20 protein-coding genes and 1 riboswitch are annotated in these 25,408 nt (G+C 48.5%); of the genes, 18 read left to right on the forward strand and 2 right to left on the reverse strand.

Annotated features, from left to right (window positions below; translation table 11 throughout):
• The first annotated feature begins 2 nt into the window (after window positions 1-2).
• The 9 genes from AC1S8V_RS01180 (at window position 3) to AC1S8V_RS01220 (ending at window position 13,529) form a co-directional block, all read left to right on the forward strand.
• Entirely contained in the window at window positions 3-911 is a 909-nt protein-coding gene (locus AC1S8V_RS01180) for a carbohydrate ABC transporter permease (RefSeq protein WP_017691189.1), read from the forward strand.
• Window positions 912-1,040: 129 nt separating this feature from the next.
• Window positions 1,041-2,678 carry a type 2 periplasmic-binding domain-containing protein gene (locus AC1S8V_RS01185; protein ID WP_482072110.1) on the forward strand — a complete coding sequence of 546 codons (1,638 nt, stop codon included), beginning with the start codon at window positions 1,041-1,043 and terminating at the stop codon, window positions 2,676-2,678.
• Between the two features lie 177 nt (window positions 2,679-2,855).
• Window positions 2,856-5,075 carry a helix-turn-helix domain-containing protein gene (locus AC1S8V_RS01190; protein ID WP_482072111.1) on the forward strand — a complete coding sequence of 740 codons (2,220 nt, stop codon included), beginning with the start codon at window positions 2,856-2,858 and terminating at the stop codon, window positions 5,073-5,075.
• Between the two features lie 45 nt (window positions 5,076-5,120).
• The gene (locus tag AC1S8V_RS01195; RefSeq protein WP_482072112.1) at window positions 5,121-7,433 is read left to right on the forward strand and encodes a glycoside hydrolase family 3 N-terminal domain-containing protein; all 2,313 of its coding nucleotides are present in this window, start codon (window positions 5,121-5,123) and stop codon (window positions 7,431-7,433) included.
• Window positions 7,430-10,576, forward strand: coding sequence for an alpha-mannosidase (locus tag AC1S8V_RS01200; protein ID WP_482072113.1), 3,147 nt, complete (start codon window positions 7,430-7,432; stop codon window positions 10,574-10,576). Before AC1S8V_RS01195 ends, AC1S8V_RS01200 begins: the two co-directional genes overlap by 4 nt.
• 66 nt (window positions 10,577-10,642) lie before the next feature.
• Window positions 10,643-11,518 carry a sugar phosphate isomerase/epimerase family protein gene (locus AC1S8V_RS01205; RefSeq protein ID WP_482072114.1) on the forward strand — a complete coding sequence of 292 codons (876 nt, stop codon included), beginning with the start codon at window positions 10,643-10,645 and terminating at the stop codon, window positions 11,516-11,518.
• 12 nt (window positions 11,519-11,530) lie between these two features.
• Complete coding sequence (locus AC1S8V_RS01210; RefSeq protein WP_482072115.1) at window positions 11,531-12,403, forward strand: sugar phosphate isomerase/epimerase family protein; 873 nt, start codon at window positions 11,531-11,533, stop codon at window positions 12,401-12,403.
• 187 nt (window positions 12,404-12,590) lie between these two features.
• The gene (locus tag AC1S8V_RS01215) at window positions 12,591-12,818 is read left to right on the forward strand and encodes a hypothetical protein (RefSeq protein ID WP_017691180.1); all 228 of its coding nucleotides are present in this window, start codon (window positions 12,591-12,593) and stop codon (window positions 12,816-12,818) included.
• Between the two features lie 282 nt (window positions 12,819-13,100).
• On the forward strand, window positions 13,101-13,529 hold the full coding sequence (locus AC1S8V_RS01220) for a VOC family protein (protein ID WP_482072116.1): 429 nt from the start codon (window positions 13,101-13,103) through the stop codon (window positions 13,527-13,529).
• Between the two features lie 102 nt (window positions 13,530-13,631).
• Here AC1S8V_RS01220 and AC1S8V_RS01225 read toward each other — a convergent pair whose 3' ends face one another.
• Entirely contained in the window at window positions 13,632-14,480 is an 849-nt protein-coding gene (locus tag AC1S8V_RS01225) for a hypothetical protein (RefSeq protein ID WP_482072117.1), read from the reverse strand.
• A 222-nt stretch (window positions 14,481-14,702) separates the two neighbouring features.
• Here AC1S8V_RS01225 and ytxJ point away from each other — a divergent pair, with 222 nt between their 5' ends.
• From ytxJ to AC1S8V_RS01240, 3 genes are all read left to right on the forward strand, one after another.
• Complete coding sequence (gene ytxJ / locus AC1S8V_RS01230; protein ID WP_482072118.1) at window positions 14,703-15,242, forward strand: bacillithiol system redox-active protein YtxJ; 540 nt, start codon at window positions 14,703-14,705, stop codon at window positions 15,240-15,242.
• 112 nt (window positions 15,243-15,354) lie between these two features.
• A complete protein-coding gene (locus AC1S8V_RS01235; protein ID WP_482072119.1) occupies window positions 15,355-16,122 on the forward strand; it encodes a spr1630 family ClpXP-sensitive toxin in 768 nt (255 codons plus the stop codon).
• Window positions 16,123-16,160: 38 nt separating this feature from the next.
• Window positions 16,161-17,357 (forward strand): spr1629 family repressor/antitoxin, encoded by a 1,197-nt coding sequence (locus tag AC1S8V_RS01240; protein WP_482072120.1) that lies wholly within the window; start codon window positions 16,161-16,163, stop codon window positions 17,355-17,357.
• 168 nt (window positions 17,358-17,525) lie between these two features.
• Here the strand turns inward: AC1S8V_RS01240 and melA are convergent, their stop codons facing one another.
• A complete protein-coding gene (gene melA / locus AC1S8V_RS01245; protein ID WP_482072121.1) occupies window positions 17,526-18,827 on the reverse strand; it encodes an alpha-galactosidase in 1,302 nt (433 codons plus the stop codon).
• Between the two features lie 203 nt (window positions 18,828-19,030).
• On the opposite strand from melA, the gene AC1S8V_RS01250 reads away from it, so the two are divergent.
• The 6 genes from AC1S8V_RS01250 (at window position 19,031) to AC1S8V_RS01275 (ending at window position 25,337) form a co-directional block, all read left to right on the forward strand.
• Window positions 19,031-19,858: an AraC family ligand binding domain-containing protein gene (locus AC1S8V_RS01250; protein ID WP_482072122.1), complete on the forward strand. Its 828-nt coding sequence runs from the start codon at window positions 19,031-19,033 to the stop codon at window positions 19,856-19,858.
• Between the two features lie 77 nt (window positions 19,859-19,935).
• Window positions 19,936-20,128, forward strand: a riboswitch (cobalamin riboswitch).
• Between the two features lie 167 nt (window positions 20,129-20,295).
• Window positions 20,296-21,234, forward strand: coding sequence for a nickel ABC transporter permease (gene nikB, locus AC1S8V_RS01255; protein WP_482072123.1), 939 nt, complete (start codon window positions 20,296-20,298; stop codon window positions 21,232-21,234).
• The gene (gene nikC, locus AC1S8V_RS01260) at window positions 21,235-22,068 is read left to right on the forward strand and encodes a nickel transporter permease (protein WP_482072124.1); all 834 of its coding nucleotides are present in this window, start codon (window positions 21,235-21,237) and stop codon (window positions 22,066-22,068) included. It abuts the gene before it with no gap.
• A gap of 14 nt (window positions 22,069-22,082) precedes the next feature.
• Complete coding sequence (locus AC1S8V_RS01265; RefSeq protein WP_482072125.1) at window positions 22,083-23,675, forward strand: ABC transporter substrate-binding protein; 1,593 nt, start codon at window positions 22,083-22,085, stop codon at window positions 23,673-23,675.
• Complete coding sequence (locus AC1S8V_RS01270) at window positions 23,675-24,472, forward strand: ABC transporter ATP-binding protein (RefSeq protein ID WP_482072126.1); 798 nt, start codon at window positions 23,675-23,677, stop codon at window positions 24,470-24,472. The genes AC1S8V_RS01265 and AC1S8V_RS01270 overlap by 1 nt, the downstream gene beginning before the upstream one ends.
• Entirely contained in the window at window positions 24,462-25,337 is an 876-nt protein-coding gene (locus tag AC1S8V_RS01275) for an ABC transporter ATP-binding protein (RefSeq protein WP_482072127.1), read from the forward strand. Before AC1S8V_RS01270 ends, AC1S8V_RS01275 begins: the two co-directional genes overlap by 11 nt.
• The last annotated feature ends 71 nt before the right edge of the window (window positions 25,338-25,408 follow it).

A 25,408-nucleotide genomic window follows, 5' to 3' on the forward strand; every position in this document is an offset into this window, starting at 1 on the left:
CCATGTTCAACCTGATTAATCGTAACCGGATCAAGGACCCGCTCGGTGACCGCATTTTCATGACATTCAACTATATCTTTCTGTTCGCCATACTGCTAACGGTGTTTTATCCGCTCTTGTATATCATCAGTTCTTCGTTTAGCTCTTCACGCGCCGTGACATCCGGTCAGGTGTGGCTGTTCCCGGTAGACTTTAACATCAAGGCCTATATCTCCATTTTCAAAAGCCAACAGCTTATGCTCGGTTTCTATAACACGATCATCTATACCGTGGTGGGCACGTTCATTAACGTGGTGCTGACCGTCATGCTGGCGTATCCCTTGTCACGAAAATCGTTCTATGGACGAGGGGCCATCATTATTTTCATGATGATCACGATGTTCTTTGATGGCGGTCTGATTCCCACATATCTGCTGATGAAGGATTTGCACCTGCTGGATACACGTTGGGCGATGTGGCTGCCCGGGGCGCTCGCGGTGTTCCAGGTCATCGTGGCAAGGACTTTCTTCCAATCTTCCATCCCGGAAGAGCTTGGAGAGGCCGCAGAAATGGATGGGTGCCGGGATATCCGGTATCTGATCAGCGTGGTTCTCCCCTTATCGAAGCCCATTCTGGCGGTCATGACACTGATGTATGCCGTAGGTCACTGGAATGCGTACTTTGATGCACTGATCTACCTACGTTCGGAGAAATTGTTCCCTCTGCAATACGTGCTTCGCAATCTGCTCATCCTGAACGCGGCTGATCCGGCGATGCTTGCCAATACCAGCCAACAGATGCGGGATCAAGGGTTTGAGCAGGTGTTGAAATATGCACTGATCGTTGTTGCGAGTATTCCCATTCTAATCATGTATCCATTTGTACAGAAGCATTTTGTCAAAGGGGTCATGGTGGGTTCCCTCAAAGGTTAATCCTTGTGAGTTAAGCCCGGTTGCCTCTTGAAAGGAGGTGGATGGAACACGCCGGCTTCCGGGAGCGATTTTATACGTGTGTACTACAAGTTAATAATTTGCCGTTATGAACAAAAAGGAGGAGTCAGATTGAGAAAATCTTGGATTTCGATGTTGTTTCTGGTCTTTGCTTCGATGGCTTTGTTGTCCGCATGCAGTTCATCCGAGGAATCGGGTGGAAGTAGCGACAGTAGCGGGGAGAGCGGCGGTCCTGTGACCATGACCTTCTTTGCTCCGCAAGGTAAAGCGTCCATGGAAGAGAATGAATTCACCCAATTTATCGAAGACAAGTTCGACGTGACCCTGAAATGGGATCTGGCCCCAACGGACGCCTTGCAGGATCGTAGACAATTGCTGCTAGCCAGTGGTGATTATCCCGAAGTGTTTCTTCACGGCAAGTTCACGACCTCAGACCTTCAAACCTATGGAAAACAGGGCGTATTCCTTCCACTACAAGATCTGATTCAGGAGTATGGTCCGAATCTGACCAAGATTATGGAAGAGAAACCATACTTCAAAGAAGCCATCACGGCACCGGATGGCAACATCTATGCGCTGCCGATCTTCAATGAATGTTACCACTGTACCTATGCGCAAAAATACTGGATCAACACGGAGTGGCTCGATAATCTGGGTCTGAAAATGCCAACCACAACAGATGAACTGTATACCGTTCTGAAGGCGTTTAAGACACAAGATCCGAACGGCAACGGGAAAGCGGACGAGATTCCACTCACGGGCGCACCGAACAAGTATGTATGGAATGGCAACATTGATGCCTACCTGATGAATAGCTTTATCTACAATGACAACGACAAGTACCTGATCGTGAACGATGGCAAGGTGAGTTTTGCCGCCAATCAGGAAGGTTGGAAGAAAGGGCTGGAGTACATGAACAAGCTGTATGCAGATGGCCTGATTGATCCGGCTTCCTTCACACAGAACGATCAGGCAATCGGACAACTGGGTAACAAGGAAGGTGATGAAGTGGTCGGCTCCATTACGACGGCGCTGGTCAGTTATCTTGTGAATACCTATGACAAAGACATCACCCGTCACCAGCACTGGGAGATTGTTCCTCCATTGAAAGGACCGGATGGAGTGCAGACGACAGGCGCCACACAGAGCGTAGGTGAGTTTGAATTTGCCATCACGAACAAAGCGACAGAAGCACAGCAGATTGCTGCCATCAAAATTGTCGACTACATGTTCAGTGAGGAAGGTGCGCTGTACGCGGAGTATGGTCCAACCGAAGGCAAGGGCTGGAAGAAGGCAGATGCAGATGAGAAAAACATCAATGGTGAACCTGCCAAATACAGCTACTACAACCTGCCTGAGCGTGATCCAAATGTGGTGGTGAACGAGAGCTGGTCACAGATCGGAGCGCATGACTTGTCCAACACATTCCGTAATCTGTTCGCCGAAGGACAGAATCCATTAGAAGCAGAGGGTTATGGTACACGTCTGGCTCAAGCAACCAATGTGTATGAACCTTATGCACCCAAAGAAGTATACCCTTCGAATGTATTTATCCGTCCGGAGGATACGGAATCAGCTGCACAACTGACTACCGCCATCAAGGATTATGTGCAGACGAATATGGCACAGTTCATTATCGGTAGCAAGAACATTGAAAAGGAATGGGATTCGTATGTCAAAGGCTTTGATGGCCTTGGACTGAGCAATTACCTTGAGATCTACCAGCGTGCCATTGAGAAGAATCAATAATTGTTAAGGATTCAATATAGAGGCTGTCCCGCCTGTCACCCGTGACCGGGACAGTCTTCTCCTATGACAACCCCACGTCATCCGATATAATTTACTGAATATCTAAGGGTATATAGCGACCAGCGCGAGTGGTTGTCGTCATTCAACATGAACAGTAATGGTGGGGGGATCTCGGAGATGAACAACAATTGGTTTAGGCGGTTGCTGTTATCGTATTTACCTGTTTTCTTTATTGTGATGACCATGCTGTTCTTTATTTTCTTCCAGGTATTCAACGAACAGAATCGAAGAGAAGCGCTCAAGGCCAATGAATTTCTAGCTTCACAGGTCACGCAATATCTGGACAACTCCTTGCGCTCCATCGACTTTAAGGTGCTGCGTGAGATTTTGACCAACCCTAACTTGAAGAATTATTTCTCGGCATCTGGCAGCGAAGATGTGTATGCTGGCATGCAGGCCGTCCAGGTGATTGATGAATTAAAAATAGAATATCCACTCGTTGACTCGGTTTATCTCGTTCGATACGGGGATGGCACAGTCTTCAGTAACGGGAAGGCTGTCCCGATTGAAGAGTTCCCGGATGCAGAATTTATTGCGGATAGCCAGGCGAGGGACGAACAGAAGTGGGCAGGGGCACGAGCGTTCCGAGCTTTCCCTTCGCAAGCGGCTGAGCAGGTGATTACGATTGTGCGAAGTGTAGGGAACGGCAAAGGACTTGTGGTCACGAACGTGGACCTGAATACCCTAAGGAAATCCATCATGCAGATGTATGATCCGGAATTTACGTTTGTGAACATCTTCAACCGTTCGGGCGGGAATCTGTGGGATAGCAGTATGCCCGAAGGGGTTACAGTTTCCACTAAAACCACGTCGGGAGAAGTCTTCTCCGAATTTACGTCGAGTTATAGCGGTTGGAAGGTGCAGACAGGTCTTAATAACGGCAAAATCGTCAAATGGGCACTGCAATTTTATAATATCTGGTTTGCCTTTGCGGTAGTGGTTGTGTTGATCGGGGTGGTGTGGGTGATCTATGTGACTCGCAGAAACTATAAGCCGATTCAGCAGATTGTCACGCTAATTCAGACGGTGTCCTCGCAGAAGCAATCGGGGCTGAACTATGGCAAGGAGAATGAGTTCCGATTCATCCATACAACACTGGAACGCATGATTGATCAGACAAGGCAATATCAGGAGGAGCATGAAGAGAATCTGATTTTGCAGAAAAAAATGTTCTTTCAGGAGTTGCTGGAGGGCACACGAGACTTTACGAGCACTGAGCTGACAGCGGAGATGAAGAAGTTCAAACTGCCTGAGCTGGAGCATCATTGGGCCGTCCTGGTAGTCGAGATGGATCGGTATGATGCATTTGTGACGGAGTATCAACATCAGGACCAATCCCTCTTGAAATTCGTGTTATCCAGCATTCTGCAGGAGAGTGCACGTCATGAAGGAACGGAAGTGTGGGCTGAATGGGTCTCCGATCAGCGTCTGTACGCCATCCTCTGGATTCCGGAAATGGAACAGGCTGAGGAGACCGAGCATCGATTGCTCGCTGGTTATCTGGACAGAATCGATCAGTATCTGAATTTCACCGTGACTATCGGTGTTGGTCGGGTCGCCGTCGATATTCGGGGGCTGAGAGCTTCATTGAAAGAGGCCGTGCACGCGCTGGAGTACAAGGCTGTACTTGGGATGAATCGCATCATTCCATGTAGTGATGTGCCGAATTCGACCAATGATGTGTATGAGTTCCTGAAGACCATCTCGCTGCTGGTACAGGCGATGCGCTTATCGGACGATGTGTGGGAAAAACATTTTGAAAGGCTATTTGAACAGATTAGTGAGTCTGTCCTGTCCCGTCAGGAGATTATGAATACGATCCAATTGTTATTTCAGCATTACAACCGGGAATTTGCCGAACTTCCACGGGAGTATCAGGATTCGTGGGCTGCGATATTCACCCCGCTTCTCCCAAGGCTGGAGGGCTGGGAGACGTTAGACGATCTGCGTGAACTGTGCTGGGAAGGATTCAGCGAACTGGCGCTGCAGATGCAGACGCTGCATTGTTCCCGGAAACACAGATCACATATTCTGGAGATTCGCAAATACATCGAAGAGCATTACAACAATCCCGATCTGTCACTGAACTACCTTAGTGATTTATTCGATATTAATCCGAAGTATCTGAGCAAGCTTTTCAAGGATGAGATTGGGGAGAAGTTTGTGGATCTGCTCATTAGTCATCGCATCGAAAAAGCCAAGCTACTCATGCAGGAGACCGATAAGGCTATTCAGGAGATCAGTGAGGAAGTGGGTTACACGAACTATAATTCGTTCAACCGGGCTTTCAAAAACGTGGTGGGTGTGGCACCAAGTGACTACCGCAAAGCCATGTGAGTGCATGCGCCTAACTAATTCCGAACGCATAAGGAGAATGTGCATATGGACTATAAAGATGCTTCGCTTCCCATTCAGGAACGGGTTCAGGATCTGATCGGACGGATGACAACGGCAGAGAAGATCGGGCAACTGATCCAGCCGATGGGATGGAAGACGTATGTAAAGGCAGCAGATGGTACAGTACAGGTGACGGAAGAGTTTAAAACGGACATCAAGCAGGGCGGTGTAGGTTCTCTATATGGTGTGCTTCGGGCCGACCCATGGACTGAAGTGACGCTTGAGACGGGGCTGTCCCCACGGCAGGGAGCTGTCGCAACGAATGTCATTCAGCAGTATGCCATGGAGCATTCCCGGCTGGGCATTCCCATTTTGTTCGGAGAAGAGTGTTCCCATGGACATATGGCGATTGGAGCGACTGTGTTTCCTGTACCGTTAACAGTAGGTAGCACGTGGAACATGGAGTTATATCGCAAGATGTGTGAAGCCATCGCTGTGGAGACCCGGAGTCAGGGGGGAGCGGCAACCTACTCTCCAGTGCTTGATGTGGTGCGTGACCCGAGATGGGGACGGACAGAGGAGTGTTTTGCCGAAGATCCATACTTAATCGGTGAATTTGCAGTAGAAGCCATGAAGGGGCTACAGGGTAATCGCCTCAATTCCAATCAGACGATTGTCGCGACACTCAAGCATTTTGCGGCTTATGGCAGCTCGGAGGGTGGGCGTAATGCAGCACCTGTGCATATGGGATTACGTGAATTGCATGAAATAGATCTGTTGCCGTTCAAAAAGGCAGTGGAAGCCGGAGCATGCTCTGTCATGACCGCGTATAACGAGATTGATGGCGTGCCTTGCACGTCCAGTACGTATCTGCTGAATGACCTTTTGCGTGAGCAGTGGGGGTTTGATGGGTTTGTCATTACTGATTTTGGAGCTATTCAGATGCTGGTCCACGGACATAACACCGCCGAGAACGGGGAGCAGGCCGTAGCACAGTCCCTTCAGGCAGGGGTAGACATGGAGATGTCCGGGTACATGTACCGCAAACATCTCGGTCAGGCGTTGGAGCAGGGGCTGATCGAAGAGAAGGATCTGGACTTGGCTGTGTGGCGGGTGCTGGAGATGAAATTCAGACTCGGGTTATTCGAACAGCCTTTCGTAGATCCTGACTTTGCAGAACAGGTCATCGGATGTGAAGACCATATTCAGCTGGCGAGGGAAGTTGCGCAAGAGGGAATTGTTTTACTGAAAAATGAAGGGGCTACCTTGCCACTCTCCAAAACAGGCACGAAGCTAGCAGTCATTGGTCCGAACGCGAACCATATCTATAACCAACTTGGGGACTATACCTCGCCACAGCCGAGAGAGCAGATCGTCACGGTACTCGATGGCATTACGCGCAAGCTTGGCGCTGATTCGGGTCAGGTGCTGTACGCGCCTGGCTGCCGGATTAAAGGCGACTCCAGAGAGGGTTTTGCGCAAGCGCTCGCCTGTGCGGGACAGGCGGATGCCATTGTGATGGTGATGGGCGGGTCCAGCGCACGCGATTTTGGCGAAGGTACGATAGACTTGCGGACAGGTGCGTCTGTGGTAACAGATGATCCATGGAACGACATGGAGTGCGGTGAGGGCATTGACCGGACATCCCTGAATCTCATGGGTGTTCAATTGGAGCTGGTGCAGGAGGTACATAAGCTGGGAAAACCCGTTATTGTGGTGTATATTAACGGCCGCCCTATTGCTGAACCTTGGATTGATGAGCATGTTCATGCCATTGTGGAAGCGTGGTACCCAGGGCAGGAAGGCGGTAACGCAATCGCGGATATTCTATTTGGCGATGTGAATCCCTCGGGTCGCCTGACCGTCTCCATTCCTAAGCATGTTGGTCAACTCCCAGTCTACTATCATGCCAAACGTACTCGTGGCAAGCGGTATCTGGAGATGGATCTTGCGCCGCAGTATCCGTTCGGATATGGACTGAGCTATACCGAATTCAAATACGAGAATGTAAGGGTTATACCGGACGTAATCGGCCCGGAAGATGAAGCACAGGTGATGGTTGAAGTCACGAATACTGGAGCAGTTGCGGGAAGCGAGGTTGTGCAGTTGTATATCACGGATGTATCGGCTTCGGTCACGCGGGCTGAAATGTCACTGAAAGGTTTTCGTAAAATCCATCTGGAGCCAGGACAGACCCAAACCGTTACGTTCTCTGTGCAAAAAGAACATCTCACACTGGTCGACTCCCGTCTCCAGTCTGTCGTGGAACCGGGCGAATTCAGGCTCATGGTTGGCCGCAATTCCATGGACTGGACTGCTTGTAGTCTGCAGATCCAGAAGGTAGGGGTGGAGGTATGATTCGAATTCAGCGATTCATTGAGGATATGAACCGGTCGCAGTGGCTGGATACGATCGAGCTTCCAGCGTGGGAGATGCAGCGGGCCAGATATATCCGGCCAGGGGAATACGAGTACGAACAGGTATATGAAAATAAAGATGAGCAGACAGACAAGGCAATGCAAAACTTGAATCCGCTGAACAGTGTCCATGGAACGACGTATTTTTTGAGCAAATGTGTGGAGATTCCGGCGGAATGGCAAGATCAGGCTGTTGGGCTGATCTTCGAGGCCGGAGGAGAAGGGCTGCTGAAGGTGAATGGCATACCTTATCACGGACTGGATCGAAATCACGGATTCGTACCTCTTCCGAGAAGTCGGGTAGGGAATACGCCGCAGTTGGAGATTGAACTCTACGATCCGATTCCAGAGCCGCATGATCCACTCAACCGACAAGCCGTTATTCAGCCGCCTATTCAGGGCATCCGGGCAGCACTGGTTCATATCAATCAGCCATTGCAGAGCCTGATGTACAGCGTGACGGTACTCGCCGAGTCGCTCCGGACATATAACGAGAAGGAGCCCAAGCGGATGGCATTTGTTCAGGCCATTCATCGGGTGATGGATGAGATGTACAATGATCCGGACCGCTGGAGTGATGCAGCCTGGATACAGAACTTCGAACATGGATTAGTACAGTCGGTACAGCAGGAAGACCCGGAGGAATATCGAAGTGGATTCATGCATCTGGTTGGACAATCCCACATTGATATTGCCTGGCTGTGGCCTGTACGTGAGACGGTTCGCAAGTCCAGTCGCACGTTCTCGACCATGTGTACGTTGATGGATACGTACCCGGATTTTGTGTATTCCCAGAGCCAGCCGCAGCTGTATGCCTTCGTGAAGGATCATTACCCGGAGCTGTACGAGCGAGTTAAAGCCCGTATTGCCGAAGGCCGCTGGGAATTGGTTGGAGGCATGTGGGTGGAGCCGGATCTGAATATTCCGAGTGGTGAGTCGTTAGTTCGGCAGATTCTGTATGGACAGAACTTCTATCAGGCCGAGTTTGGCAAACGCTCCAACATCGAGTGGCTGCCGGATACCTTTGGCTACTGTGCTTCTTTGCCGCAGATGTTGAAACTTGCGAATATTCCTTATTTTATGACCACCAAGCTGAATTGGAATGATACCAATGCGTTTCCTTATGACCTTTTCGACTGGGTAGGCATTGACGGAACTTCCGTGCTGGCGTATCTGAATCATGGGGTGAATGAGCATACGCGTCCCAAAGATGTGGATGAACATTGGCAATCATTTAAACAAAAGGATGTGCACCCCGAGCAAATGTTGCTTTACGGTCATGGCGATGGTGGTGGTGGCGTAACCCATGAGATGGTGGAGTTTGCGGAGCGGTCCCATTTGATGGTGGGACAGCCGATCAGCAAATTCAGCACAGCAGGCGCTTTTTTTGAAGATATATCAATAAATAAACCGACGTTGCCAAAGTGGCACGGGGACTTGTACCTGGAGCTACATCGCGGAACATACACAACTCATGCGAGGAACAAACGTAGCAACCGGAAGGCAGAGGTATTATATCGGGAAGCGGAGATCTGGGGGCAGTTTGCCGGAGCTTGCGCCGCACACACGAAGAATAATCTGGATGAGGGCTGGAAGCTGATCATGCTCAACCAATTCCATGACATTATTCCAGGAACGTCGATTCCTGAAGTATACGTAACGTCCACTGAGGAGTACACGAAGGTATTTACATTAGGTACATCCGCACTGCGGGAAGCGCTGGATACCCTTGCGGACAGGGTTATGACAGATGGAGCGGATGGTCTCCCCTACATTATATTCAACAGCCTTGGCTGGGAACGTGGAGAGAATATCACCATTACAGGTGATGCGAATCTCACCACGGTGGCTGCATTTGATCGTGAAGGTAACCGTCTGGCCTGTGATCTTGAGCAAAAGGAAGATAACTACACGCTGCTCGTGCATGTTCCATCGATTCCTGCGTTTGGGTATACAACCATATGGCTGCGCGACGCATCGGATGTTATCCTTCCAGTAAGGGAAGAAGAACAATTCCCTTCTACATGGGAGACTGAATTCTATACTCTTGAGTTCAATGACTTGGGAGAGATCACCAGATGGTATGACAAAACAGCAGAACGCGACTGGCTGAAGCCCAGTGATCGGGCGAATGAGTGGCAGTTTTTCCACGACAAACCGACGTACTGGGATGCATGGGATATCGATCCACGATTTGAATCCCAGCGGGCAGGTGCAGTGCAGTTGATCTCCAGAGAGGTTGTACAGCGTGGGGCTACGCGAGATGTACTGCGTTTTGTCTGGAAGCTGAATCACTCTGAGATCAGCCAGGATATCATTTTGCATCGCCACCAGCGGCGTGTTGATTTCCATACGAGAGTGAACTGGAATGAGAGCCATAAGCTGCTCAAGGTGGCATTTCCGGTGGATCTGGTGGCAGCCAAAGCGGCCTATGAAATCCCGTTTGGAGCGTTGGAGCGTCCGACCCATAACAACACCAGTTGGGAGCAGGCGCAGTTCGAGGTCTGCGGGCATCGCTGGGCGGATATCTCGGAGGGCAACAGTGGTGTGAGTTTGCTGAATGATTGTAAGTACGGGTATGACATCAAGGATCGGACGATCCGCCTGTCCCTGCTTCGTGCTCCAAAATGGCCGGATGAACATGCCGATCAGGGTGAGCATGAATTCACATATTCGATTCTGCCCCATCAGGGCGATTGGCGACAGGCCGCCGTGGTTCGCCGGGCGATGGAGCTTAATCATCCGGTGGGGGTTGTTGCAGCGAGTCAGCACTCCGGTCCATTGCCAGCCGAACACGCTTGGGTTCAGTTCCAGAGTGAACATGTCATTCTGGATGCAATTAAGGCTGCAGAAGATGGCTCGGGAACAGTACTACGTTTCTATGAATCATCAGGAAGTCGAGAAACGGTGCATGTCCAGTGGGCTGAAAAGGAAATTAAGGCATCCATCATTAATTTGTTGGAGGATGAGATCCATCCGTTGGCTTGTCCGAACGGAGCATTCGAACTGACCTTCAAACCGTATGAGATTAAGTCGGTGAAACTTGTTGATATCAGTAATGAGTCGAACCTAACATTTACATGAGAACGTATAGGGCAGAAATAAGTTAGAGAAGCGCATAGTTGCTCATCCAATCACGGGAGGTATGACATGAAATTAACGAACAAGATCGGTGTCATCGTGGATAGCTTTGGCGTAGGCGTACGGGAAGGGTTGAACAAAGCCAAAGACGTAGGTGCAGAAGGTGTGCAGATCTACGCTGTCAAGGGAGAGATGGACCCGGATAATTTGTCGCCTGCGGCGCGCAAAGAGCTAAAGAGTTACATCGATTCTCTGGGTCTTGAAATTTCAGCATTGGTCGGCGATCTGGGCGGACATGGATTTCAGGTCAAGGAAAATAATCCGTGGAAAGTGGAGAAGTCTAAGCGGATCGTGGATCTGGCCCTCGATCTGGGCACCAACATTGTCACAACACATATCGGTATTGTTCCACATGACCCTTCATCGGAAGTTTATGCTACACTGCATGCTGCTTGTGAGGAATTAGGTCAGTACGCCAAAAGCGTTGGCGCATACTTTGCCATTGAGACAGGACCGGAAACGGCTGCTGACTTGAAAGGATTTCTGGATACACTGTCGACCAACGGAGTATCGGTGAATTTTGACCCGGCGAATATGGTGATGGTGACCGGAGATGATCCGGCGCGGGGTGTTCATCTGCTTAAGGATTACATCGTACATACCCATGTGAAGGATGGGGTACGGCTGAAAGAAGTTGATCCGCGAGACGTATACGGAGCGGTCGGTTATGCCCCTATGGATCACGATAAGATTGCCGAGATGGTCTCTTCCGGGACGTTTTTCCGTGAGGTTCCACTGGGCGAGGGTGGCGTTGATTTTGACGGATACTTTGCGGCTCTTCAGGAGATTGGTTACACCGGTTATCTGACGATTGAGCGTGAGGTAGGCGATCAGCCGGAGAGGGACATTCGCAAGGCGGTTCAATTTATCCAACAATATCGATAGGGAGCTGAGCAGATGAAAGTGGGCCTGAGCACGTATAGTTTGTTGAATGATTTGAATTCGGGTGAGATGACGGTGCTGGATGTAATCGACTGGATTGCGGCGAACGGTGGCGAGCATATGGAGATGGTGCCTTACGGTTATACCGTAGAGGATAATCACGATCTGGCTGATGCGATTCGGGAGCGGGCGGCGTCTGCGGGTATTGAACTGTCCAACTACTCGATGCCAGCCAATTTCGTGCAGGAGACGGAAGAGGCGTTTGCAGAAGAGATGGCTCGGGTCAAAAGGCATGTGGATGTCGTACACCGGATGGGTGTAAAACATATGCGTCATGACGTCACGGCGTTTACCCTGCCGAAGGAGAAGATGACCATTGCCTGGTTCGAGGAACATCTGCCGCTGATGGTGCGGGGAAGCGAGATCATTGCGGACTATGCCGCGCAGTTTGGTATCACCACAACCATTGAGAATCACGGCTTCAGTGTGCAGGCGAGTGACCGGGTGCAACGTGTGCTGCATGCCGTGGACCGTCCGAACTTCAAAACAACACTTGATATTGGCAACTTCATGTGCGTGGATGAGAATCCGATCATCGGTGTCATGAAAAATCTGCCGTACGCTTCCCTGGTCCACTTCAAAGACTTCTACTTCCGTCCTTATGATGAGCATCCGGGTGAGGGTGAATGGTTTCTGACAGCCTACGGCAACTTCCTGCGTGGTGCCATCGTTGGACAAGGGGATATTCCGATCCGCAAAATTGTAAAGCTCATCAAAGATTCCGGTTACGATGGCAACATTACAGTGGAGTTCGAGGGCATGGAGGAATGCAAGTCGGCATCCAAGATTGCCATGGACAACCTGCGTCGCTTCTGGGAAGAAGCGTAAGAATATCATGGAGATACTATCAAGGGCCACGTTCAGAAGTGGCTCTTTTTGTTATGCTACAGCAGTCGAATAAGCCTAACAGATTATGGTTCTGTGCAAGGATTAAGCTACAAGTAGCACAAGTATGGTATAATAGATACATTCAGCCTGATAATAACTGGCTATGGATAGGAGAGGTCGCTGATCTATGCAGGTATTCGAGGACTGGAATCAGAAAGTAAAGAGGACGTTTAATGCTACGAACCCAGAGGTAGTATTGACGGTATCGGAAGCAGGAAGTTTGCTCGGTTTGACCAAAGACCAGATGAAACTGTACGTGGACAAGAACAAACTAACGAAGGTCCCGATCATGAGAAGTGTTCACCGATACCTCTTATTGAAAAGTGAAATAGATAACATCGTTCAAGCTCGATAACTTCATAGGATTGAACACAACCATTTTACCGACAGGATTCGGGAGAGTGGTCTTTTTTTTGATAAAAGGGACATGATCCAAAACCTCTTATGCCGGGACAAGAGGCGTTACCTGATCACCAGCAGGATGGAAAAAGAATATATTGGTAACCCTAATCGTGTAAAGGTTCAAAGGGATGAGTGCAGGAATATACGCTTGTCAAAGGACAACCTGTTCATATATACTCATGTCGCAAGTGGCGTGAATCGTATAATTACATGAGCCCAAGGAGATGAAGAACGCATGTCAATCAGCTTGAATGTGTATCTGGTAACAGACGGGAATGGACGTGAAGCGGTAGAATTTTATCAAAAGGCATTTGGAGCCGAAGTGCTGGCGCTGCAAACATTTGGCGACGGTCCATCTGACCCGAATCACCCCATCCCGCCAGAAGCTAAAGACCGTATTATGCATGCTTCTTTGCAGATTGGCAGCTCGGTATTAATGTTGTCTGATACGTTTCCAGGTATGCCGTACACTGTAGGTAATCATGTTACGGTTACGGTGAACACGGATACGGCGGAAGAAGCCAAAGCGATTTTCAACCAACTGGAAGATGGCGGCGAAGTGAAAATGCCGATACAAGAGACGTTCTGGAGTCCAGCCTACGGTTCGGTCGTTGACAAGTTTGGTGTACAGTTTCAGATTAGTGCTACGCCGGGACAAGCTTAAGAGCGTACTCTTCACTAAATAAAGCTTTCAAATTGCAAAAACCTCCGCGATCTGCTTTGAGCAGTTGTGGAGGATTTTTGTTTTTTCCTGTACGGAGTGAGATTAACCTTCCTTCTGAATCTTGGAAGGGTTGTTGATTTTATAAGGAACCGGGTTACGTGTCAGCTTCTTCTTGATAATTTTCGCTTCAAACGTGATAACATCTCCCACTTCCAGTTCTTGTTTCTTCACAGTAGCACTGTGGCTCGACCAGGCTTCCCCAACATCGATGACGTCTGGCTCCGTGATGGTAACTGCTTCATAGATGATGACTTCATCGTCATTGTCAGAGAAGTGATTCGGCACAGTGGTGAATTCTTTGACAACGGCACTCATCTTCACTTTGCCTTCTGGCAGATCAATCTTGACGGTCTTGGCTTTGCTCGCTTTAGGTTTGGCTTCACTGGCTGCCCCGGTTTGAGGTCCAATATACTCTTCTACCAGCCCATCCGGATCACCCTTCAGCCCCGAAGAGAGTTCATCTGTGTCCGTGTCGTCCAAATCGGCCAGATCCGCCGGAATTTCATCCGGGTTAACCAGTGCATCGGGAGTTGGCGTAACATCGGCAGGAGCGCCTGGTGCGACTGTATCCGAAGTTGAGGGTTCTGTGCTTCGATCTGACCCGGCATTACTTATGCTTCTGGCGCTGTAACTGGACGCTTGCATTTCCTTCAGATAAGACGGGTGAATACAATGCTTTTGTCCATTATCCAGTTGAATAACGGCTGCCATGTGATCGACATATCCAATGATGGTGCACGGCATGTTCAATCCGTTTCCTTTATAATAGAACGTTTTGAGTTTGGTCGCTTTACCGGAAAGCAGGCCCCACTCCTGACATTTCTCAATCAGCTCGTCTTCGTTATCCAGCGCAATAAAATCCTGCGGTTCAATCATAAATGCATATGTCATATGGAATTTCCGCCCTTCCAATCCATTCTTCATGTTCATCGTTTCCAAATTACAACCAGTGTATCACAAATGAGCATTTTGCATAAATCCAAACGCTGAAATCTGTACCCGGAGATGAAGATTATCAAAGCCCACTCGCAGAAGCCTATGCTATAATTTGATCAGAATATAAGGTGGGAAGTTATAGCCCTGATATACATAGTTTAAGAAGGGAAGATCTGCATGAAGAAAAAAGTGAATCATCAAGCCGTATGGCTGGCTATAGGTGTTGCCATGGGAGTCAGTATTGGTACGGCTACGCAACAGCTTGGACTCGGGATTGCTTTTGGCTTGGCGCTCGGTATTGTGATTGGTTCGGTGGTTAGCAAACGTGCGGGGGCGGACTCGGAACATATGCTCAGCGAACATGTCCGTGAGTTGCACAAACCGGGTGACTGGGAAGACGCGCTTCATCGCTCGCAGGATCATCCGGTGCTTATCCTGAAGCACAGCACGACGTGTCCAACCAGTGCGAGAGCGTACAGAGAGTTTATGGCGTTTGTGGCCACCAATGCATCCGATCCCAAACAACCCATGGATTACCGCATCGTTAAAGTAATTGAAAATCGCTCGTTGTCCCGCCATATTGCGGAAGAGACAGAGGTTCACCATGAGTCACCACAGGTACTTCTGGTCGATCAGGGACAAGTGGTCAAACATACCTCCCATGGCAAAATCACGAAAAAGAGATTGTTGCAGTGGGCACAGAATCCGTTTGGATGAATGACATTGAAATCAGTTCCACTTTAAAAATAACAAAAAAAATCATATCCTTGTATGCAAATTTCGATTAAAATATAACTTGTCTTCATATTTCTGAATCGGAGTGATCCATATGGAACAATATAAGTTCAAGTCGGAACATAGTCAGATGATTGTTGATGCTATTGTTGAAGGATACCATGACTATATTGAGCACCGTAAAGATCGGAAAGCGAACATGAAGATTAGTTCAGCCTTTGCCTGGACAAAGGGTAATTTTATCGAAAGCAAAATCGCAGATTATTGCGTTGAACGCGGTGAACAAGGATTCACTCACAAAAAATCCAAAGCAGGTTTAACGTGGGATTATCTTCAGTTCACACACGAAGATTCAAAAGTTCTGTTCCTGATTAAGAACGCTGCCTACTTTAACGAAAATAGTTTTTCCAGAGCCAAGATACCTACGGGTGGCGATAACAAGGGTGCGTTCCGTACGTATCTACATGATCTCTCCAAGATTAATAAAGATTTAAAATTCTCTTTAACCCAACCAATCCATGCTGAACATGGTAAGGTCGAAAGAGTAGAGCAACTGTCTTTTCCCCTCTCAGAGAGTCAGGTCAGTCGTGTGAAAGAAGAACTTGAACATTTTGCATCTACGTATAATGAATTTCATATACTCACTTATGCCATTGATGATGCATACCAAATTTCGAAGGTTCAGCATTATCTGCCCAATCCGCATGATAATATCGCTTATTTTATAGAAGATTTGTCGGATCTGATCTCAGGTGCTGAGTTAAATGAGAGTGACCGTGAGGTACTTGCACCAGATATGGAAGATATCGTTGATCCGGCGGCTTATGATATTGAAATTTTGGAAGAAGAACAGCGGGGTTGATTCCTTGGTAGTTCGCAGTCCAGTAAGGAGGGAGCAGCATGTTCGTTGGTGAAAATTTGACCAATTTACGGATCATGCATGGATATTCGAGAAAGCAACTCTCCGAACAATTAGGTGTGACAGAACAAGCAGTCTGGCAATATGAAAATGCGTATACCTCTCCCAAAGTGCCAATTGTGAATGAGTTGAAACGCATTTTCAGTGTGAAAAGCAAGTATTTTTATGCAAAAGATATGTTAGCACAGCATATGAATTCCGCCAATATTGATGTCATGAACATTGCCTATCGTTCAAAGGTGTTGAATGTAATCTCAAAGACACAGACAGAAGCAAAACACGTAGAATATTTGGATACGTTCATTAATTATATCACCGCTCAGATTAGCCTCCCCACGCTGAACATCATCAAGTTGCGGGAAGAGATCATTGAATATATGAATCATTCAGATGATGATCGTGCGACTCAGATCTATCATGCTGCACATCTTGCGCGGCAGCGGCTTAATCTGGAGCCATCTACGAATGAGAACCTCATGTTTTGGATTGAAAAAAGTGGTGTGTACGTTTTTGAGAAGGCGATTGGTGAAGATATTGATGCGTACAGTCTTTGGACGCGGAATGATCGTCCTTTTATCATACTGGGTAACATCAAACGTTCCGCGGTTCGCAGGAATTTCGATATTGCACATGAACTTGGTCATTTGCTGCTTCATTATCGTCTTGAGTTTGTCAATCTGGATCGGAAAGAACACAAAATGATCGAGAATGAAGCCAATCTGTTTGCGGGTGCCTTTTTATTGCCTGAAGAAGAGTTCGCAATGGACATGAATGATATCACTCACAAGACGAATCCCGACCAATATCTTGACTTGAAAAAGAAATGGAAGACTTCACTACAAGTGCTGGGGTACAGAGCAGCGCATTTAGGGATGATGGAGGCAAAGGATCATCGCAATTTCTATGCAGCGATGCACCGAAGAGGATATTTGGAAAAGGAACCTTTCGATCATACAATTCCGCTTCAAAAACCGATGCGAATCAAAACCATTATTGATCTGCTCTCTAAGAAAGGTCTTGTGGATATCCGATATATGATTGAGGAGGATTGGAAAGTGGAGACTTCCTTCTTTCATCATATGACAGGAATAAACACGGACTTTTTTAACAAGTACATGACGGACAAGCGAGAAAATAGCCTTCAAAATGTTAGGAACATGCCTACACGTAGCTCTTGAAATTGACTATATCCGGTGAATCAGATAGAGTGGCGCGCTTGTTTTCAAGAGTCATCTGTAGTGGATGATTCCTTAACCAAATTGGAATACACACATTTTATAATGATTTCAACAATTAAAGTACAAAGCACCGTCCCCTTTAGCTGCAAAGGAAACGGTGCTTTTATATTATGACGTGTATTTTGGCAACCAGTCGCCGTGAGCCTCAATCAACTCATCACACATCGCTACGATGTCATCGATAGAAAGCTCGGCAGCCGTGTGCGGATCAAGCATGGCGGCGTGATAGATATGTTCCTTCTTGCCAGTGATTGCCGCTTCAATTGTCAGCAGTTGCGTGTTGATGTTGGTCCGGTTCAATGCCGCGAGTTGTGGTGGCAGATCCCCAATGTACGTAGGGCTGATTCCTGATCCATCGACCAGACAAGGTACCTCGACACAAGCCTCACGCGGCAGGTTCGTAATCAGTCCGTTGTTCATAACGTTTCCGCCAATCTTGTACGGGTTATTCGTCTCCATCGCTTCGATAATATGCGATGCGTATTCACGGCTCCGGGTATGCTCAATATTTTCGCTGGCAAACAGCTTGGTACGCATTTCTTTCCAGCCTTCAATCTGGTTCACACAGCGACGTGGATACTCATCCAGTGGAATGTTGAAGCGTTCGATCAGCTCCGGGTAATTCCGCTTGATGAAGTAAGGGTGGTACTCGGCATTGTGTTCGGAGGATTCCGTTACATAATAGCCAAAACGCTGCATCAGCTCAAAACGAACCATGTCGTCATGTTGTTCCTTCTGTTTTTCCTTCGCCAAACGTTTAATCTCGGGGTACAGATCCTGCCCGTCTTTGGTAACTTCGAGCAGCCACGCCATGTGGTTGATCCCTGCAATCTTAGCCACGACACCTGTCTGATCGATCCCCAGTGCATCGAACAGATGTGGTACACATACCTGCACACTATGGCACAACCCTACGGTTTTGATCCCACCATGCACGTTCATGACGTTGGTAAGCACGGCCATCGGGTTGGTATAGTTCAGGAACCATGCATCCGGACATACTTCCTGCATATCCCGGGCAAAATCCAGCATGACCGGAATCGTCCGCAAGTTACGGAAAATTCCGCCGATACCGAGTGTATCTGCAATCGTTTGACGCAGTCCGTATTTCTTCGGAATTTCGAAGTCCGTAATGGTGCATGGATCATACCCACCCACCTGAATGGCGTTGATGACATATTTGGCTCCGCGCAGCGCTTCTTTGCGGTCATGATATACGTTAATGACACAACGACTTCCAATCGAATGGGCCAGACTGGTCAGCAAACGCTCTGAATCGCTCAAACGCTGCGCATCGATATCGAACAATGCCAACTCAAAATCCTGCAGTGCTTCAGTCATCATGACATCACCCAATACATTTTTGACAAAGACGGTGCTTCCTGCACCGAGAAACGTAATTTTGTTCATCTTAAGTTCAGCCTCCCTGAAAATGTTGTACCCCAACTATAGGCCGATTCGGCACATATAACTATGGCTCAACCCCTCTCAAACATGGCATAATCCCATTTTTGTTTCCGTTTTCAACTAATATTTATGCACTTTAGCTGTTATAATTTATATTAGCGTATAGATGATGATCCGCGGAAAGAAGTAAGGAGGGAGGGCATAAAATGAGTCCAATTGAGATGAATGTGGTTCCCACAGGTTGGACACAGATGGAGCTGGTCCTGCTATTTTTCGGGTGGGAGGCGTGTGACCCTGCCCATTATTGGGGACCGGGTGTACGTGATTCCTACGTTGTGCATTACATCCATGAAGGACGGGGTACCGTGTACATGGAGGATCAGGAATACAAGCTTAGCGAGGGACAGGGTTTTGTCATTCTCCCAGATACGCTTATTCATTATGAGGCAGATCCGAAGGAGCCCTGGACGTATTCGTGGTTCGGTTTTAAAGGCGTACAAGCCAAAGCATTCATGCAACGTGCCCAATTGAGCCCGGAGTGCCCGATATATGATGCCCATGATACGAATACGATGGAACAGTTGTATACGGAGATGGTCCAAGCTTCCACACGACCGGGAGGCGATGTGTTGAACCAGAGTCTCTTGTACCGCTTGATGGCAGAATTAATCTCTTCTTCGCCTGTGGAGGAACAAATAGGGCAACTCCTTTCAAATAAAGAGACGTACATCCGGCAGGCGGTGCAGTTTATGGAGAACAGGTACAGCCAGCGAACCTCCATTCTGGATATTGCCCAAGCTGTGGGGCTGGATCGCACGTATCTATCGGGATTGTTCAAAGAGCGATATGGCATGTCGCTACAGTCCTTTTTTCTGGAGTACCGTATGAATCGTGCTGCCGAACTTCTTCAGAATCCAGGGCTGTCGGTCAGTGAAGTGGCCCATTCTGTCGGTTACACGGACCCATTATTGTTTTCCAAGATGTTTAAGCGTGTGACGGGCGTATCTCCGAAGGGGTCGAGAATTCGCGATTAGCTGCACCTATTGCTTCAAATTTAAAAGAAAAGTTTTGATCATTAAACGTTGTCCCGCTATACTGATACAGTAGTGTAATTGAATATGTGGAACTTGGTGCTTTGCCCGTCAGGGTGGAAGCTTAATAGGGAAGTCCGGTGTAATACCGGCGCGGTCCCGCCACTGTAACAGAGGAGTCAGGTAGCGATAATCCACTGGTTTAAGCCGGGAAGGAGCTGCAAGTGACGATGATTCTGGAGCCAGGAGACCTGCCAGGTTTAACAAACACAGTAGTACCCTACGGGAGATAGGAAGGTGTTTAGAGAGCATGATTTTTTCTGAAAATCTGTTTATTTAAGGCGTCCTCATCCAGTAACACGGAGAGGGACGCCTTTTTTGTTATGGACGGAGAACATCATGGCACATACATAAAGTTTTGGGGAAGGACGTTTGAGCACTTGAGCAGATATATCGTTAAACGTTTATTACAACTGGTTGTCGTATTGTTCGGCATCACGTTTCTGACGTTCCTGCTAACCTATCTGTCTCCTGGAGATCCGGCCAGACTTATGCTCATGTCTACAGGAGTAACGCCATCGGATGAGCTGGTCATGCAGGTGAGGTCAGAGCTTGGATTGGACGAACCTTTTCTCTACCGATACGGGACATGGCTGGGACAGGTGGTGACCGGAGACTTTGGTACGTCATATAAATACAATCGTCCCGTACTGGACGTGCTCATGGCACGGCTCCCGGCAACGCTTTGGCTAACAGGAAGCGCTATGCTTCTGGTTATTCTGGTCTCATTTCCACTAGGAATGCTGTCGGCTGTCTACCGTAACCAATGGCTGGATTATGTCATTCGTCTGTTCTCTTTTGCCGGATTATCGATGCCCAGCTTCTGGTTGGGGATGTTGCTCATGTTGGTCTTCGGTGTACAGCTGAAGTTGCTGCCAGTGATGGGCAATTCTGGATGGAACAGCCTGATTCTGCCTGCATGTACACTCGCGATTCCACTTGTTGCCCAGTACAGCAGACAGATTCGTACGGTCCTGCTGGAGGAGACAAGCCAGAACTATGTGATCGGGGCAAGATCCAGAGGTGTGAAGGAGTCGATCATTATTTTGCGTCATATTCTCCCTAATGCCCTGCTGCCGATTGTTACCCTTATGGGCATGACGACAGGTGCTTTGTTAGGTGGTGCAGCGATTGTGGAAAGTTTATTTGTGTGGCCGGGCGTTGGACAGATGGCCGTGGATGCGATTTTCACAAGGGATTATCCGCTGATTCAGGGGTATGTCATCTGGATGGCGATTATATATGTCACGCTGAATCTGCTGGTTGATGTATGGACACATCTTCGTGATCCCCGAATCCGACTGGATGTGGATGTATAGATGAGAACCTTCGGACTTGTATTACTGCAAAATCGCTGGTTCACATTCCTGCTGTCTCTGACCGTCTTCTGGATTATTCTTGCCATGGTTGCGCCGCTGCTCGCACCACATGATCCACTTGCAACGAACTTTGCCAAAGTGTTGCAGCCATCCAGCGCCGAATATCCGCTCGGAACCGATCAGCTAGGCCGCTGTGTATTGTCACGCCTTCTGTACGGGGCACGGACTTCGCTGCTGTTAACCTTTATGATGATTGGCATTGTGTTCGTACTAGGTGTAGCGATTGGGGTCTTCGCCGGTTTCGCTCGGGGTGTGACGGATATGGTGCTCATGCGCCTGTCTGATACATTAATGGCATTTCCGGGCTTGATTTTTGCGATCGCCGTAGTGGGGATGCTCGGGCCGGGATTGTTCAATACCGTGCTGGCACTGTCGGTTGTCTGGTGGGCGAAGTATGCACGGATGGCCAGAAGCCTGGTGATTTCCCTTCAGCAAAAGGAATATGTCGCTGCCGCTGCTTTCAGCGGAGCACGCAAGATACAGATCATGGGCAGGACCATCCTGCCCAATATGATGTCTCCACTCATCGTCATGGCGATGATGGATGTGGGTGGTATGATGCTGTCCATCTCGGGGTTATCGTTTCTCGGGCTTGGCGCGCAGCCACCGAACCCCGAGTGGGGGGCTATGTTAAATGAGGGCAGAAGATATCTGCAGACTGCGCCGTGGCTGTTGATATATCCGGGCCTGGCGATATTTAGCACCGTTATTATTTTTAATTTACTGGGAGACAGTCTGCGAGATGTGCTTGATCCCAAGAAAAATACAGCTTAACTGGAGGAACCAGAATGAAGAGGAATTTTCAAAAATCAATCCTGCTTACCATCATATCCATGTTTGTTGTGTTCTTGCTTGCAGCTTGTGGCACCACCAATAATCCATCGACCTCGTCTGATGCAACGGAGAAGTCGGCGGCTACGGACAAGGGTACTACAAGTGCACCAACTCATCTGAATGTGGCCTTGTTCTGGCTTGGAAGCAATCTGGACCCGGCAGAAGAATGGAATGGCTGGACGCTTACGCGTGCAGGGATTGGTGAGACGCTGATTCAGTTTGACGAGAATATGAAGCTGGTCCCTAAAATTGCAGACACTTGGGAACGTGTGGATGATACGACATGGCATTTTCATATTCGAGAGGGTGTAACCTTCCATAACGGAAATAAGGTAACCGCAGAAGCGGTGAAAAAATCGATCGAACGCTCCATAGAGCTAAACGAGAGAGGACAAGCAACTGTGCCAGTGGCCTCGATGACTGCTGAAGGGCAAGATTTGACGATCAAGACGACAGAGCCTTATGCGTCCCTGCCTGGTAATATTGCCGAGCCACTGTTTATCATTGTCGATACTGGTGCAGATACATCGAAATTCAAGAGCGAGCCAATTGCTACCGGGCCATTTATGGTGACAGGTTATACGCCGGATCAGGAGATTCAGGTGAAAAAGTATGACGGGTATTGGGGTGGTGCGGCAGATGTCGACACATTGACGTTCAAATATATCAAGGATGACAGCACACGTGCACTGGCTCTGCAATCCGGAGAGATTGATGTAGCAAGTAACGTGGGACGCAGCAGTTTGGCATTATTCCAGGACAAGAATCAATACACTATTGACGAAATTCCTAGCTTGCGTACCCAATTCGTATGGTTCAACACAACCAATCCGCTGCTGAGTGATCCGGAGGTTCGCCGTGCGATCTCATATGGTATTGACCGGGAGATGTACGCAAATACGCTGGTGGGCGGTCAGGCAGCCAAAGGACCATTCACATCAGCTCTACCTTTTGGTTATGACAAGATCAAAGGATATGATTACGAACCGGAGAAAGCCAAACAGTTGCTGGATGGGGCTGGTTTCAAAGATGCAGATGGCGATGGCATTCGTGAAAAAGATGGAAAGAAGCTGTCGCTACAGCTGATTCTCAACTCCGCTTACGAGTCCGATTCGATTGTGGCTGCTGCGATGCAGTCCCAGCTTAAGGAGATTGGTATTCAGCTGGAGATGACCTCTTATGAGGATCTAACCGATCATCAGAAGAGCGGAAATTACGATCTCGCTTTAACAAGTATTAATACAGGTATCACAGGTGACCCGCAGTATATTCTGGATTTCTACTTCATGACGGGGGCGGAATGGAATGTGGGCGGCTATAGCAATCCGAAGCTGGATGAGGTAATTACACGCCTTCACTCCGAGTTTGACGTGGAGAAAAGGTATGCCCTTGCAACAGAGGCCCAGCAGATGATTCTGGATGATGCAGCCTATATGTTTTTGACCTATACCCCGATTAATATTGTGAGTAAAAGCAACGTTCAAGGCGCGACGATGTATCCCATCGACTTCTATCTGCTGGATCGTAATATTAAGGTTGGCCAGTAATGAAGCCCTTGCTTAGTGTCAATCATCTGTCCGTAACCTATAAGGGTGATTCTCTGGCTCTACAGGACTTATCCTTCTCCATGAATAAGGGGGAGATTATCGGGATTGTAGGTGAAAGTGGCAGCGGAAAGTCGACCCTGATTCGGGCTTTGCTTGGCCTGTTACCAGAAGGTGGTCGATACGTCGAAGGGGAGATTTCTTTTCAGGAAAAAGTGCTTCTACGTCAGTCGCGGTTGGATTGGGCTGGAGTGCGAGGGAAGCGGATTGCCATGGTGTTTCAGGACAGTGGTTCGTATCTTAATCCGATTCGCAGCATCGGCAGTCAGTATATTGAAGCGATTCGTACTCATTTCACCGTGTCCAGAAAAGCTGCTCAGACCATGGCTGTGAATATGCTCTCGGACATGGGATTGGAAGATCCCGAACGAATCATGCGTGCCTATCCCTCGCAGCTTAGTGGGGGCATGAAACAACGAACGGCGATTGCTATGGCGGTTACGATGGAGCCTGAACTTTTACTTGCAGATGAGCCGACGAGTGCACTGGATGTGACGACACAGAATGAAGTGATAAACCGATTGAGCGAGCTTCGTTCCCGCCAAGGGACAGGCATGATCATCGTAACACATAACATTGCCGTTGCAGCTCATATGGCGGACCGAATTGGTGTCATGCAGGGTGGTACATTGGTTGAGATGGGAGATACTTTCGGCGTCATATCCGATCCTCAGCATGACTACACCCGCAAGCTGCTGAGTGCTGTACCTGAATTGGAGGGAATTGTTCATGGCTCATGAGAAGTTACCGATTCTGGAACTGAGAAACCTGTGCAAAACCTATGAGTTAAAGGGACATAGGGCAGTCGACGCACTGAAAGCTGTTCATTTGGAGCTGTATCCCGGGGAGTGTCTGGGGATTGTCGGGGAAAGTGGTAGCGGGAAGAGCACACTCACCAGATGTGTAACCCATTTGGAGCGAGTGACTTCAGGACAGATTCGCTATCGTCAGCAGGATATTACCCGATTGAACGGAAAGGCACTACGTCAACAACGGAAACAGATCCAGATGGTATTCCAGGAGCCTTCGGCTATCTTTAATCCGCGAATGAAGATTGGAGCTTTTATTCGAGAGCCACTCATCAATTATAAAATAATGAAAGGCCAACAAGCGGAGCAGGAAGTGCTCAGGCTGTTGCAAAGGGTAGGATTGTCTGCCGCTACGGCGGATAAATATCCGCATGAACTGAGCGGGGGAGAGCAGCAGAGAGCAGTCATTGCTCGTGCGATTGGAGTAGAGCCAGACATCATCCTGTTCGATGAAGCCACCTCTGCACTGGATGTTTCCATCCAGCAGCAGATCCTGGATCTGTTGGTGGAGTTGAGAAAGGAAACAGGCATCTCATCCATTTTCATATCGCATGATCTCGCGGTGGTGCAACAGGTAAGTGATCGAATTGCCGTCATGTACCAGGGTGAAGTCGTTGAGGTCGTGGAGAGTTCAAAGCTGACCAGCTCAGCGAATCATCCCTACACCCGAAGCCTGATGGCCTCGGTGTTGTCCGTGAGGGAAATGAAGCATAGGATGCGGGTACAGAATCTAGAAGAGGAACAAGAACAGGAACAAGGGCAGATGGGGGTTCTTCAAGAAAGTCTGTCAGGATAACTCGATGCCCTGGTTCGTTATAAGTCGGGTTATACAAAGAGAATGACACAAAAAGGATTCCCTTGAAAGTC

This window comes from Paenibacillus sp. B46(2026) (assembly GCF_056786355.1).